A 14,359-nucleotide genomic window follows, 5' to 3' on the forward strand; every position below is an offset into this window, starting at 1 on the left:
CCTATCCCGTCATGGAAAAAGCGATTGGCATCGTTAAGATGACCTTTAATCCTTGGAACGGCATGCTCTCCAGCTGCAGGCCGTATTGCTCGCCGTAATGAAGACGAATTCTGCGATGAACGTTCATGAGGCCATTGCCGGAGGTGCCTCCCAGGTCATGGATTTTATCCAATCGCTTGCGCATCGCGCTTAGCTGCTCGCTGGTCATGCCTATGCCGTCGTCCTCAATGACGATCGTCAGCAACCCCTGATCCTGATAGCAGGACAATTGAATCCTTCCTTCGCCAATCCCTTTATCGAGCCCGTGATTAATGGCATTTTCTACGATTGGCTGAATCATAAGCGGAATAACCGGACAGCCGTGCAACGATTCATCCACCTCAAGGCGAAAATCAATCCGGTCGTCGTAACGCATCTTCTGAATCGTCATATACCCTTTTACATGGTCCAGCTCATCGCGCAGCGTTACGGTTTCCTTGCGCCCGCTTAACGAATACCGAAGCAGGCGGCTTAAATTATTCGTCATCGTAACCACTTCCCTATTGCCCTCCACCTCGGCGTACATGGAGATCGAACCAAGCGTGTTGTACAGAAAATGCGGATTAATCTTGCTCTGGAGCGCGGCGATCTCGGCATCCTTTTCCCTGATTTCCGTCTCGTACAGCCGGTATCCGAGCTCGCTTAGATGAGACACCATCATGTTAAAGGCATTGCCCAGCTGGCCAACCTCGTCCCATTGCCGGACGGGGAACGATACCTTCAGATCGCCTCTCTCCACCTTGCGCATAAGCGACCGAAGCATCCGGAGCGGACTCGTAATCCTGAACGCGATAAAAACCGACAGCAACACGGCAAGTCCGATACAAATGCCGCCGATCAATATAATCGAGTTGCGGACAACGAGACTGTCCTTCATCAGCACCGATACCGGTACGACGCCAACGGTGGTCCAGCCCGTTACCTCCGAGCTGACATGGGCGACAAGCAGGCTTTTTCCGTCCACCTTATGATGGGAGACGCCCTCGTCCGACAAGCCTTCGATAACCGGATAAATGGCCGTTTTCTCCTTGCGCAGCACCAGATCTCCGGCACTGTCCGTCATATACAGCGATTCCTTGCTCCCCAGACTGACCTGAGACAGCAGCTTGCGAACTTCCGCTGGATCGATGTCAATCACGATATAACCAAGCGTATCTCCGCTGTCGAAGCTCCTCAGCTCGCGGGCAATCGAGAAAACTTGATAAGCCGTCCCGCTTGTCGACTTAACTTCATGGGTTGTTATAAAAGTCGGCTGGCCGAAGCGGCCCTTAGCCTTCTCCAGCCATTCGGTGTTGCCGCCAAGCTGATACGTCGTCATGTATTGGCTTTCCGGCAGCACGACATAAGAAGCGCCATGCTCGCCGAACAAGGAAATGCCCATAATATCAACGCGTCCGTTCAGAAATACTTTGGAGACAAAGTTGTTCAAATCGTCGATTTCCTGCAGGGACAAGGCTTCGCCGGGCTTCCTGGACGTTGCGAGAAAATCCAGAATCTCCTGATATTGATACGGCATTAGCGACAGCCGGTTCAGCTCATTCATATACGTATCGATATTCAGCGTCACCTGCTTCAGCATCTGAAGCTGATACTTGCCGACCTGCTCCTCCATCTTGGAGGCAAAGATCGAGAAGGATAACGCACCGATCACTCCCAGCGGTACTACGATAAGAAGCACGTTAACGAGAATAAGCTTGCGGGCAAGCGCCAGATTTTTGAACCATTGCTGTAAGCGCCCATAGATTGTCATCATCGCTCACCCCGCTTACTTCGACAGCTCAAGATTGATTTGCTTTTCGGTTGCCCGGAGTGCCTGCACCGGTGTCTGCTGACCGTAGATCATCCGTTCGAACTGCCGAATAATGACTTCGATAAAGCTATGCTGCTTTGTATGCTTCGGCCAGAAGGCGACGGAATTGGCGGCGGCCGCATAATCGCTGCGGTAATCCAGAGATTGGAACGCATCCGAATCCATCACCGCGCTGGCGCTTGGAACATGACCCGCTTCCGCCCATTTGGCGCCATGCTCGGCGAGCCATTTCATGAACAGCATCGCCGCATCCCGCTTTTCCTGCGACATATCATGCTGCGACGGAATCGCCAGCGTATGGGAATCCGCCCAGGCTGCGGGCTTATCATAGATCGTTGGCAGCGGCACAACGCCAAAGTTCAGGGCATCGTTTTTCTCAAGCGCGCCGGTTGCCCATACGCCCGTAATGAGAACTGCCGCTTTTCCTTCATTAAATAGCTTGAAGGAATCCGGTATATTAGGGGGTATAAGCTTGCTCTTATACAGTTCCTCTACATAGTTCAACGCCTTCAAGGCAGCCGGATTGTTAAGCACGGCCCTTGTGCCTTCCGCATTATAGAACTTCCCGCCGCCTTGAATCTGGTTATACAGACTCCACCACAACCATACGGCGTCGATCCGGGTGCTTGGCTGGGCAAGCGGAGCGACATCGTTTGGGATGGACTGCTTGATTTGCTGTAAGAAATGGTTAAAGCCGGCTTCCCCGCCTTGAAGCACCGGCTTGCCCTGCGCGTCAAGAACACCGGCTTGCTCCAGAAATGTCTTGTTGTAATACATGACAAGCATATGGGTATCCAGCGGTACGGCATAAGGCTTACCTTGGAAAGAGACCGCCTTCATCCCGGCTTTGTTATATACGTTCCAATCCAGACCCGCTTCTTGCGCCGCGCCGGATAAATCTTCAATGTAACCGTTCTGTACGAACTGAGGCAGGGAGCTTGCGTGAATAATGGCCACATCGGGCGCGTTGCCGGAAAGTATGGCCGTTCGCAGCCGCGAGTAATAGTCGTCCAGCCTGGAATTCATCTGGACAACTTGAATGTCTTCGTGTTCTTTATTAAATTGATCGACCATCTCGGTCATAAACAAATTATCTCCCCCGCTAAAGGGAGTCCAATAATTAAGCTGGATAGCGGATGCTTTAGGCTCGGCGGATGCCGAGGCGTCGTTATGGTTTTGGCTGCAGCCAGTCAAGGTAAGGCTTGCCGCGATGATGATGCTTAGGCCTGCTGTAAGATAAGAACGAAAGGACAAGCCTCTCATGACCAGCGCCTCCTAAAAAGAATGATGTGATGCATGTTATGTTAGTAGAATTGCTGATCAATTCTTGCTTCGTAAGCGTAATCGCTATTGCGCGGAACTTCTCAAGATGTCCATATAATCGATATGCACTTCTGCTGTCGCATTCTCAAGTATAATGGCGTTCTTGCCCACCTTCAATTGCAAGATGACCGATTGAATCTGGTAATTGTTGCGTTTTCCGTTTGGAAAAACAACCCTTTTCGCTTTACTGCCGCTGTCTACGCGAACTTGAAGCTCCGCGTTATCGCCAGAGGTGTTAGCGCCCGCTAGCCTAATCTCATAAGCTCCGCTCACAGGCACTTGAACGTTGGCAAAACGCAAACCCTCTCCTTCACCCGGCGTAATCACGGCTTTGCCTCCCGCTGACGAGAACAAATTCTCCTCCGCTTCGCCTTTCGTTCCCGCAGCTGCATACTCCGCTTCATATCTCGGGAGCTCAATGGCATCAATCTTGCCTTGCCCTCCGGCAATCGCGATATGAACCTCATTCATGCCTGCCGCAAGCGAAACGTCGGCATAAGCGTAACCCGTCCCATCCGTTTCGGGAAGCACAACATCAACGGTTTGTTCATCATTAACGCTAACGCTTGCTTGAAGCTTTTCGCCCGTATCATTCCGATAATGAATAAGAAGAGGTGCCGTAGTATGAATAGTAGAAGGAATCAGGTCAAAGCTTACGTCAGCAGAGGCAGCCGCCGCCTTGAAGACCCCCATGCCCGCAGGAACCTCAATGGCTGTATCCAAACTTAACGGCTTTCCGATCCGCAAATTTCCCGCTTCATCCCATGCCAGCTTCTGCGCGCGAGCCTTCCGGTTGCCCCAGCCGTCCGTTGGAGCGGTAGTCCCGTGATAAACGATCCATTGCTCCGTGCCGTCCGGCGAGGTTACGAAGGAATTATGTCCCGGACCGTAAACGCCGGCTTCCTCGTCCATCTTCAGAATCGGCTCCTGCGCTTTTGTCCAGTTCGAAGCCACCAGCGGATCCGCGCCTTCCTTCAGCGACAGCATGCCAAGCGCGTAAAACGGCGTCCAGCTGCCAGCGCCCGAATACACGATGTGAACCTGGCCATTATGATGGAGAATCGAATGTCCTTCATTAATATAAGGAGGGCCTCCGGCTTTCTCCCATTCCAGGTCGGGCTCGGATAAAAGAACGCGGGGGCCGCTGATGGTGAGCGGATCGCTCATCGGTGCGATGTACGTATTTTGCTGCAGGTTAATATCGCCTTCCCAGCCGGACCATACAAAATAAAGCTTGTCATTCAGCTCCATCGCAAGTCCGTCGATCGCCCATTTATCGGTGTCATCCTTCACCTGGCCTTTAAACGTATAGCTCCCCATCGGGTCATCGGTGTCCGCTTCCAAGACAAACATCCGGTGATTCTCGTTCTGACCGTCGTCAGCGGCGAAATAGATGTACCATTTCCCCTGAATGAACTGGATTTCCGGCGCCCACAGCTCGGCCGAATAATTGGTTCCGATGTCCGGATACCAGACAACCTTCCGCTCAGCCTGCTTGAAATCGATGGTGCGGGATTTCATGACCATGACATCCGCGCCGTTATGCGTAAACGTCATGTAATAGTAGCCATCCTTGTATACAACGGCGGGGTCGGGCGTATCGATCTCCGCCAGCGTATTTTTGAACGTGCCGCCATGGCCTTTGTAATCGGCTGCGATCCGGCCTGCTTCGTTTGCGTTATCTTTCATTGCCCACACTCCTATACCAGCCGCCGCGACCAGCAGCACCGCTGCTGTCAGGACAGCCCATCGTTTTGCGTTCATTTCACACCTGCTTGCGTAATGGCTTTAACGAAGGAGCGCTGGCCTACGATAAAGATGATGAATACCGGCAGCGTCGCAATAACCGTCATCGACATCAGCTTGCCGTATGCCTGCGTATAGCTGCCTTGCGCCATCATCGCAATGCCGGCCGTAATCGTGCGCATCTCCGGCGAGGTTGTGGAATAAAGCGGCCATACGAAATCATTGTAAATGCCCATAAACGTAAAGATCGCGAGCGTAACCATAATGGATACCGAAGCAGGAAGCAGAATGCGGGAATAAATCTGCCATTTGTTTGCGCCGTCGATCCGTGCGGCCTCTTCGATCTCTTTCGGAAACGCTGTGAAAAACTGGAACAACAGGAATACGCCAAATGCGCCGGACGAATAAGGAAGAATAAGCGCCGCGTACGTATTAATCCAGCCAAGCGCGTTAAATTCCATGTACATCGGCAGGAACGTCAGGACGCCGGGAATCATCATCGAACCGATAAACATCGGGAACATGAGTTTTTTAAACGGCAAATCCTGCAGGCGGGCAAGCGCGTAGGCCGCCATTGACGAGAAGAGCAGCACAATCGCCGTGCCCGCGGCGCCTACGAACAAGGAGTTCGAGATCCAGCGCGTAATCGGAACGTTCATCAGGTTGCCTTTTAACCCGTCCAGGTAATTCTCGAACGTTGGTTTCTTCGGAATCAGACTCATCTGCCCGGCAAGAGCCTCGAAATCGTTCTTGAAGGAAGTGGACAACATCCAGATGAGCGGAAGCAGGAAAATAACCGCCATGATGACTGCAACGAGAACAAGTAATGTTTTTTTCATGCTTCTACTCCTTTCTTCCGTAAGCGATTTTGTACTGGACAGCCGACACGATAATAATGATAAGCGCCATCAGAATCGCCATCGCCGAAGCCGAACCGACCTGCTTGCCCTTAAACGCTTCATCCAGCACGTTCATAAGCAGGACCTTGGTGCTGTCGCCGGGTCCGCCCCGCGTGAGGAGGAACGGCTGCGCGTACACGTTAAACGAGGCAATCGTCGAAGTAATAATGATAAACAGCATAACCGGGCGGATCGACGGCAAGGTGATGCTGACGAATCTTTTCCACGCATTCGCGCCGTCAATCGAAGCCGCCTCGTAATAATCCTCCGGCACTTCGTTCAACGCATTGGTGAAAATAATCATATTAAAGCCAATCGTCCACCACAGCGTGGTTAATACGAGCGACACCCACACCCACGGCAGATCCGTCAGCCATGCAACCGGATCGATATGAAGCTTGGCCAGCAACCCGTTCAGGAAGCCCGCGTTCGTATCGAACATCATCAGCCAGATCACGGCCATTACCGAACCGGATATCGCGTATGGCATGAAGTAAAACGTACGGAACAGCCCGCGGATCCGCTTCGGCAGCTGATTCAGCAGCAAAGCGAGCGCAAGGCCAAGAACAACCAGCAGCGGAACCGAATACAGAACGAATTGCACCGTATTCCATAGACCGGTCGTAAACTGCTCGAACAAATAAGAGCCGGGCGTAAAGATTTTAACGTAATTATCGAAGCCTACGAATTTATGCGTATCCGACAGCAGCTCGAAGTTATGAAGCGAGATATAAATGCCGTATAAAATCGGGATCAGCAGAAAAGCGCAAAAGCTGAGCAGGTACGGCAGTACGAACAAGGTTGACGTTAAGCGGGATTGCAAAGAGCTCTTGACCATTACAGCTCCTCCATTCGGATTAAAGGTATAAACAGAGGGACGAAGAAGCTGGTTGTCAGCCTCTTCGTCCTGCCGTTGCTTATTTTTTCATCGCTTGTCTGGACTTCGCTACGGCATCGTCCAACGCTTTTTGTGCGTCCTTCTTGCCAAGCAGCGCGTTGCTCAGTTCGCCCCAGATCGGATCGGAGATCGTTCCCCAGTTCAGGACGTTTGGCGCGAATTGAACGTAATCGAACGATTTCGCCACGTTGCTTTGCATGTCGAGAGCTTTGAATTCCGCGCTTTCCAGCATTGGCTTGGAAGCAAGCGCTTGGCCGGAAGCCGCCCAATCCATCGAGTTGGTCGATACGTATTTCAGGAAGTCGCCGATGCCTTTCACGACGTTTGCGTCTGTTACGCCTTTAGGCAGTACGAAGTTATGGGAGCCTGCGTATACCGCTTGTTTTGCCTTGCCGATTTGCGGAACCGGAGCTACGCCGTAGTTGATGCCCGCTTCGTCGAATTGGCCTTTCATCCAAGGACCGTTAAATTGAATCGCGTTTTTGCCTTGCAGGAACAGCGTATTTTCTCCGTCCTGTTGAACGTTGCCCGGCGATACGCCTTTGTCTACGAGGCCGCGCATCCATTGCACCATTTCAACCGCTTCAGGCGAGTTGTAGGCTACATCCGTACCGTTCCACAGGTCGCCGCCATTTTGCCATACCAGCGTCGGGAAAATAAATTGCTGCGGCCAGAGCGTTGGAACAACGTAGCCGTATACGCCTTTCGATTTGTCCGTCAGCTTCTCCACGTCGGATTCGAATTCGGCACGGTTGGTTGGCGGAGCCGCAATTCCTGCTTTTTCGAACAAATCTTTATTGTAGTACATCACGAGCGGATGGATGTCGAGCGGAATGCCGTACCATTTGCCGTCGATTGTCTCATAGTTCACCGGAGCTTCTACATAGTCCGCTTTATTAATCGAAGCTGCCCCCGCCAGATCGTCCATCGGCTGAAGCTGGCCTTTGTTCACGTAAGTCGGAATTTGGTCAACGTGCATGATCGCCAGGTCCGGACGGTCTTTGCCCGCGCTCATCGCTACGTCAAGAAGCTTGTAGTATTCGCCGTTCGGCTGAATGACGAGCTTCACTTTGTACGTGTCTTGGGAAGAGTTGTATTTCTCTACAATCTTCTTCATGAACTCGCCGTCGGCACCGGAGAACGGTGTCCAGAACAGGATGTCGGCTTTCTCCGCTTTCGCGTCTCCGCTATTTCCCGCATCCGCGTTTGTGCCGCTGTTTGCCTGGTTGTTTGTTCCCGCGTCTTTGCCTCCGTTGTTGCTATTGCTGCTGTTGCTTCCGCAGCCTGCTGCCGCTACAAGGCTAAGCGCGATTAGCGAAGTACCCAAAAGCTTCATCGATTTCTTCATGTTCGCTTCCCCCTAGAATGTGTGTGTCGTTCTTTCTGATACTCATTCTAGCTGGCCGGGGATCACGCGCCCATGTCTCTTTTTTAGAAGGAATGGACATATTTTTAGATCGTTGCGAAAAAAATGTCCCCTCGCCTGAACGCAAAACCCCGGACAGCTGGGAGAATTTTCTCGTTCTGTCCGGGGTTTGTCAGTAAGCGGCGGATGCGCCGGTCTTTACGATGTGCGGCATCGTTAAGCCAGCTCAATAATGCCTTTTTGGCCGGAAATCCGGCTTTTTCGCAGACCTTTACGATGCGACGCATCGTTAAGCTAGCTCAAAAGTGCCTTTTTGGCCGAAACTCGGCCATTTCCTGCGGAAAACGGACGATCACATCAACCAGCTGCCGCCGATGCCTGATTACTTGCCTTCGTTGATCGCTTTGATCAGCTCAAGCGGCACCTTCGGTTTGCGGTCGTACGTTAGCAGACCATTGATCTCCTGCTCGACGTCAGTCAACTGCGTATAGCAGTAGCCTTGGACTACGCCGGAGAAGATAAGCGGCTGAATCACGTTGCGCAGGCGTTCAACAAAGTCCTCGTCGTTCGATGCGCCGGAGTAGCCCCAGCCTTCCCAATCGCTCTTTTTGTAGGCAATGCCGCCGAACTCGGTGACGATGATCGGTTGCCCATCGTATTCGTAGCCCGCTACGCTAAGGCGGCGGTTAGCCGGCATAGCCGATACGGCTTTTTCCACGCTTCCATAACGGTCTTCCAGTACTTCGCGTCTCCACTCGTAGTCATGAATGTTGTACAGGTCGGTTGCAACCATTTCCCAACCGTCATTGGAGATGACAAGGCGAGTCGGATCAATCGACTTGGTCAGGTGGTACATCGCAAGCGCATGCTGCTGCTGACGAACGTCGACCTGAATGTTAGGCACGCCCCAGCTTTCGTTCAGCGGTACCCATACCGCGATGCATGGATGGTTAAAGTCGCGGTCGATCGCTTCCTGCCATTCCTTCGTAATGCGGCGGACGTACTCTTCGGAATAGTCGCAAGCGTTCGCCATTTCGCCCCATACGATCAGCCCCAGCTTATCGCACCAGTACAGGAAGCGCGGGTCTTCGACCTTCTGATGCTTGCGCGCGCCGTTGAAGCCCATCTCCTTCATCAGCACCACATCCTGCTTGATCGCCTCATCCGATGGAGGCGTCAGGTTGCCGTCCGGGAAGTAGCCTTGATCCAGAACAAGCTTGCTGTAGTAAGGACGGTTATTCAGATTAAACTTGCCGTTCTCGAGCGAGATTTTCCGCATGCCGAAGTAGCTTGTCACCCGGTCGACTTCCGCACCGTCAACTGACACCACGAATTCCGCGTCGTATAGGTTTGGACGCTCCGGCCACCAGAACCGGTCCATGCCATGGTCATTCAAGCCGCTTAGCTTTATCTTCCGGCTTTCTTCTCCCGCACGCACTTGATACGTATCTTCCGACACAACCTCTCCGGCAAAGGAGATCTTTACCGACAGGCTGACATTCTTCATTCCTTGCGCAAATCCGCCGACGAACGAACGGATCTGAATTTCATTCGTATCGATATCCGCCACGTACTTCACTTTGCGAAGATGCACCGGCGATACCGCCTCCATCCACACGGACTGCCAGATGCCCGTTGTACGGGTATACCAGATCGAACGGGATTTCTCTTCCCAGAACTGTTTGCCGCGCGGCAGGAATACATCCGTGCCGTGATCGACTGCTTTTACCACAAGCGTGTTGTCGCCGTCAGCCCGCAAAGCATCCGTAACGTCAGCCTGGAATGGGGTATGACCGCCTTCATGGGAAGCTACCAATTGGCCGTTCACCCACACATAAGCTTCGTAATCTACAGCGCCGAAGTGAAGCACAACCCGTTTTCCTTGGAAGGATTTCGGAATTTCCAGCTTTCTGCGGTACCATACCACATCGTGAAAATTCGGATCGCCAATGCCGCTTAATTCGCTCTCGAAGCTGAAAGGCACCTGGATTCTTTTCGAAAAGCTCTTGCTGCCCGAATGCCAGCCCTCTGCACTGCCTACGCGCGCATCGTCGAATTCAAATTCCCATTCCCCGTTCAGGCATTCCCATGCGTTACGGTTGAATTGAGGTCTAGGGTATTCGGCTCTTGGCAAGTTTGTCATCTGTTACGCCTCCATTAGTTAACCAGTTAGTTGTTATATTAACAAAACCATATGAATCTGTTGCCTATTTTATCGCCTGCCCTATTAACCGTCAACTAAAAAGTTGTTTTATTAACAATTAGGTTATATAATAGCCAAGACAACGGAAAGCGAGGAAACCGGCGTGCATATACAAGTCAGCACCAAATATATGACGATGCTCGAATGTTTTTCATCGGAGACGAGGGTGAGGATGATCGAGCTGCTTAATAACGGACCGATGAGCATCAAAGAGCTCGCGGAAACGTTAGGCTTGTCGTCGGCAATCGTAACGAAGCATATTCAGAAGATGGAGGAAGGCGGCCTGATCATGACCGAAAGCCTGTCGGGAACCCGGGGGAGCCCCAAAATGTGCTCGCTTGCTATCGACTCGCTTACCCTGCAGCTCCGCACTTCTTCTTCGGAAAAAGCGTTGAATGAGGAAACCAAATATACGGTGGAAATCCCAATTGGCCAATATTCGGATTATGCGGTTAAGCCAACCTGCGGCCTTGCATCGGAGAGCAAGATTCTCGGGCTTGTGGATGATCCGAGGTACTTCTCCGATCCGGAACGAATGAATGCGTCGCATCTGTGGTTCGGCAGCGGTTATGTCGAATACCGGGTTCCGAATTACCTGCATGCCGGACAAGCGGCTTCCCAGCTGGACATCTCGCTCGAGCTCTGTTCGGAAGCCCCTTCGTACAACGAAAATTGGCCTTCCGATATCAGCTTTTACATCAATGACATTGAGGTTGGCATATGGACTTGCCCGGGGGACTTCGGCAGCAAACGCGGAGCTCTGACGCCTTCCTGGTGGCAGCTTGGCACTCAAAACGGTCTGCTCAAAAGCTTGTCCGTTCAGGCGACCGGTACGTTCCTCGATGGCGTCAAGCTGTCCGAGGTCACACTCGAGGATGTCGGCCTGAAGCTTGGCGAGGATTTCCGCTTTAAGCTTGCTTCTCTCGAGACTGCCCGCCATTGCGGCGGAATCAGCCTGTTCGGCAGACACTTCGGCAACTACAAGCAGGATATTATGGTCAATGTCTATTACAAGGATAAGATCAGAACCGAATAATAGAAAAAAGCCGATCATTGGCAAGTCCCGGTTAAACAGGGACTACCGATGATCGGCTTTTTTATGCTGATGATTTAAATAGACTAGCGCTGAAGAACCGGGAATTCCGCAATCCGCAGCCTTGCGCAGCCATAAGGAACCAGTTCAATTTCTTCGAGCGGTTCCTTGCTGGCAACAGGACTTACCGGGGGCGTTCCCGCGGAGTTCATCTCCATCGTCCACTGCGGAATTCTGCGTGCGCGTACCCTCATTCGCAGCGGTGGATTGTCTGCGGCAAACGGCTGCCTCCGAATTTCCTCTTCCCGTACTCTTCTCTGATCGGCAAGTGTCAACCCGCTAAGCTCCACGCCATAATTCCATGGAGATTGCGGGTAAAGCTCCCAGTCATGGTAAGGCGGGTAAGTGGCTTTTATATTTTATATCTAATTAGATATAAGAGACTGCAAGATACGTTTGCTATACTACATTTTGAAAGCGCTTACTAAAGCGTTGATCATAATAAGGTAAGGAGATGAATGAGGTTGAAAAAATGGAAAACCCTGCTCGTCGGAGCGGCCGCAGCCGTTATGCTGATGCCGCTTCACGTGAGCGCGTACAGCAATCCGATTACGATTTCAGATTCCTGGCATTGGGCGAACAACGATTTCTATGGCGAAGGCGACCCGTATATTTTGAAATTTAACGGCACCTATTATCTTTACGTCAGTACCGTCGACGATCAGAGCGGCGTTAAAGTATGGTCCTCGACGAATCTCGTAGACTGGAGCTATCGCGGCTTGTGCACGACGGAAGCGGTTACCAAAGCGGCGTACGCGCCTGAAGTCGTCTATTGGAACGGCATGTTCTATATGTACACCTCCCCCGGCGGAGGCGGTCATTACGTGCTGCAGAGTACGAGTCCGACAGGTCCGTTTACGGTTGCAACGGGCAATCTGGGCATGGGAATCGACGGCAACGTCTTTATTGACGATGACGGCAAATGGTATTTCTACTCGACCGGCTCCAATACGATTAACGCACGGCCGATGACAAGCCCTACGGCCTTTGGCGCCGCTGTCAGCACCGGCTTGTCGATGGCAGGCTGGACGGAAGGCTCCACAACCTTCAAACGCAACGGCAAATATTATATGACCTACACGGGCAATCATGTATGGAGCACCGGGTACCGGGTCAATTACGCAACCAGCGCAAGCCCAACGACCGGCTTCGCGCCGGCGGATAACCAGAACCCGGTTCTGATCGACACGGAAGGCTCGAATGTCGGGCTTGGCCATAACAGCGTGATCAAAGGTCCTGACTTGGATTCGGATTTCATGGTTTACCACAGCCATGCATCGGATGGCAATGTGACCTACCCGGGCCGCAAAATGAATCTGGACCGCATCGCCTGGAACGGAGACAAGCTACTGGTCCTTGGTCCAACAACGGCTTCCCAGCAAAATCCGGAGCTGGCGGATTTCGAAGACCGCTTTAACCGCACCTCCATCGGAACAGGCTGGACCAATATCGGGGGCGGCACTTGGGGGATCTACAATCAAGAGCTGATGTGGCAGGATACGATCGGGAACACCAATACGTACCGCCAGGTTACCAGCGCGGGCACTGCCGGCGATTATACGGCGGAATTCAATACTAAGCAGATGAAGCAGGGTACCAGCAGCAATCCGGTATACGGCACCGTCTTCTCCTATACCGATGAGAGCAACTATGGAACAGCCGTCTTGAACCGGAGCCTGAACCGGCTGGAAACGAACTTTGTGGTTGGCGGCGTCAGCCAGGGCTGGCAATATTCCGCGCTGCCTTCCGGCTACGACTATACCAAGTGGCATCAGATCCGTGTCGAGAAAGTCGGCACCAGCTTCACCGTGTATGTGGACGGCATGAAAAAACAAACCCGGACCGTCAGCGGCATCGGCGGAGGCAAGATCGGCTATACCACAACGGATGCCCACGCGGACTTTGGTTATACCGCCTTCAGCAACAAAGTGAACGGAAGCAGCGCGTGGAATGCCTACAAGCCTCTTCCGGGCAAAATCGAAGCCGTTCATTACATGAACGGAGCCGAAGGAACGGCCTATCATGATTTGACGGCCGACAATATCGGCGGTGCTTACCGCAGCGGATCGGTCGATATCCGCAGTTCGGCAGCCGAAGGCAAAAATGTCGTGGGCTGGAATCAGACCGGGGAATGGCTGAAATACCGCGTGAATGTGGCGGAGACCGGCTATTACGATCTGGATGTGCGTCTTGCGACAACCTTTACCGACGCAAGCTACCGCGTATGGGACGGCGCTACCGACTTGACCGGCGTCGTTGGCGTGCCAAGCTCCGGCGACTGGGAAACGTGGACAACTTCAAGCAAAAAAGGGCTGTATCTGACAGCCGGTTATCATGAGCTGCGCTTTGAGTTCGTTAAAGGCGAATTCGACTTCTCTGGCATGACCTTCTCCCGAGGCGATGCGGTCACCAGCCTGCCGGATGACTTTAATGACGGCAACGATAACGGCTGGACAAGATTCGAAGGCAACTGGTCCGTCAATTCGGGCGAGCTGGACTCTGCCGGCGGAGGCTTATTCGGCAAAACAACGATCGGCAACGAGCGTTGGGCGGACTATACGGTTGAATCGGATATCAAGCTCGTCGACACGACCGGGGACGCCGGCATCCTGGTAAGAGTAAATAATCCGTCCAACGGCACCGTGCTGGTTAACAACCCGGATTATCTTCAAGGCTACTATGCTTTTATCAAACCGGATGGCGTCTACTTGGGCAAAATGAATTACAACTATGCGGGCGTCGCCTCTTCCCCCGTATCGCTGGCGGCGGGAGCTTGGCATCATATGAAGGTTGTCGCTTCGGGAACGACGATAAAAGTCTACGTAAACGATATGGCAACTCCGAGAATCACCTATACCGATAACAGCGGCAATCCGTTTACTCACGGGAAGGTTGGCTTGCGCACGATGAATAATCATACGCGGTTCGATAATTTCAAAGTTAACCCGTAACGCAAAAAAGGCAGACCATCATAGGTCTGCC

At 52.5% G+C, this 14,359-nt stretch carries 10 protein-coding genes; 2 read left to right on the forward strand and 8 right to left on the reverse strand.

All coding sequences use genetic code 11. The features are described from left to right. Position 1 precedes the first annotated feature (1 nt). The 7 genes from CFI03_RS29910 to CFI03_RS29940 all read right to left on the reverse strand — a co-directional run bounded on the left by CFI03_RS29910 (position 2) and on the right by CFI03_RS29940 (position 10,224). On the reverse strand, positions 2–1,792 hold the full coding sequence (locus CFI03_RS29910; protein ID WP_248762664.1) for a cache domain-containing sensor histidine kinase: 1,791 nt from the start codon (positions 1,790–1,792) through the stop codon (positions 2–4). Positions 1,793–1,804: 12 nt separating this feature from the next. Continuing rightward, positions 1,805–3,112 (reverse strand): ABC transporter substrate-binding protein, encoded by a 1,308-nt coding sequence (locus CFI03_RS29915; RefSeq protein WP_248762665.1) that lies wholly within the window; start codon positions 3,110–3,112, stop codon positions 1,805–1,807. An 84-nt stretch (positions 3,113–3,196) separates the two neighbouring features. Next, positions 3,197–4,936, reverse strand: a complete 1,740-nt coding sequence (locus CFI03_RS29920; RefSeq protein ID WP_248762666.1) for a family 43 glycosylhydrolase — start codon at positions 4,934–4,936, stop codon at positions 3,197–3,199. Next, a complete protein-coding gene (locus CFI03_RS29925; protein WP_248762667.1) occupies positions 4,933–5,757 on the reverse strand; it encodes a carbohydrate ABC transporter permease in 825 nt (274 codons plus the stop codon). The genes CFI03_RS29920 and CFI03_RS29925 overlap by 4 nt, the downstream gene beginning before the upstream one ends. A 4-nt stretch (positions 5,758–5,761) precedes the next feature. Continuing rightward, positions 5,762–6,655, reverse strand: coding sequence for a carbohydrate ABC transporter permease (locus CFI03_RS29930; RefSeq protein ID WP_248762668.1), 894 nt, complete (start codon positions 6,653–6,655; stop codon positions 5,762–5,764). A gap of 79 nt (positions 6,656–6,734) precedes the next feature. Then, complete coding sequence (locus CFI03_RS29935) at positions 6,735–8,063, reverse strand: ABC transporter substrate-binding protein (RefSeq protein WP_248762669.1); 1,329 nt, start codon at positions 8,061–8,063, stop codon at positions 6,735–6,737. A gap of 400 nt (positions 8,064–8,463) precedes the next feature. After that, positions 8,464–10,224 (reverse strand): glycoside hydrolase family 2 protein, encoded by a 1,761-nt coding sequence (locus CFI03_RS29940; RefSeq protein WP_248762670.1) that lies wholly within the window; start codon positions 10,222–10,224, stop codon positions 8,464–8,466. 163 nt (positions 10,225–10,387) lie between these two features. Between CFI03_RS29940 and CFI03_RS29945 the strand changes: the two genes are divergently transcribed. Then, positions 10,388–11,320: an ArsR/SmtB family transcription factor gene (locus CFI03_RS29945; RefSeq protein ID WP_248762671.1), complete on the forward strand. Its 933-nt coding sequence runs from the start codon at positions 10,388–10,390 to the stop codon at positions 11,318–11,320. An 83-nt stretch (positions 11,321–11,403) separates the two neighbouring features. Here the strand turns inward: CFI03_RS29945 and CFI03_RS29950 are convergent, their stop codons facing one another. Next, positions 11,404–11,652 carry a hypothetical protein gene (locus tag CFI03_RS29950; protein ID WP_248762672.1) on the reverse strand — a complete coding sequence of 83 codons (249 nt, stop codon included), beginning with the start codon at positions 11,650–11,652 and terminating at the stop codon, positions 11,404–11,406. A 183-nt stretch (positions 11,653–11,835) separates the two neighbouring features. Here CFI03_RS29950 and CFI03_RS29955 point away from each other — a divergent pair, with 183 nt between their 5' ends. After that, positions 11,836–14,328, forward strand: a complete 2,493-nt coding sequence (locus CFI03_RS29955) for a family 43 glycosylhydrolase (protein WP_248762673.1) — start codon at positions 11,836–11,838, stop codon at positions 14,326–14,328. The last annotated feature ends 31 nt before the right edge of the window (positions 14,329–14,359 follow it).

It is taken from the genome of Paenibacillus sp. ATY16 (assembly GCF_003399985.2).
GTDB classification, from domain to species: Bacteria; Bacillota; Bacilli; order Paenibacillales; family Paenibacillaceae; genus Pristimantibacillus; species Pristimantibacillus glycanilyticus.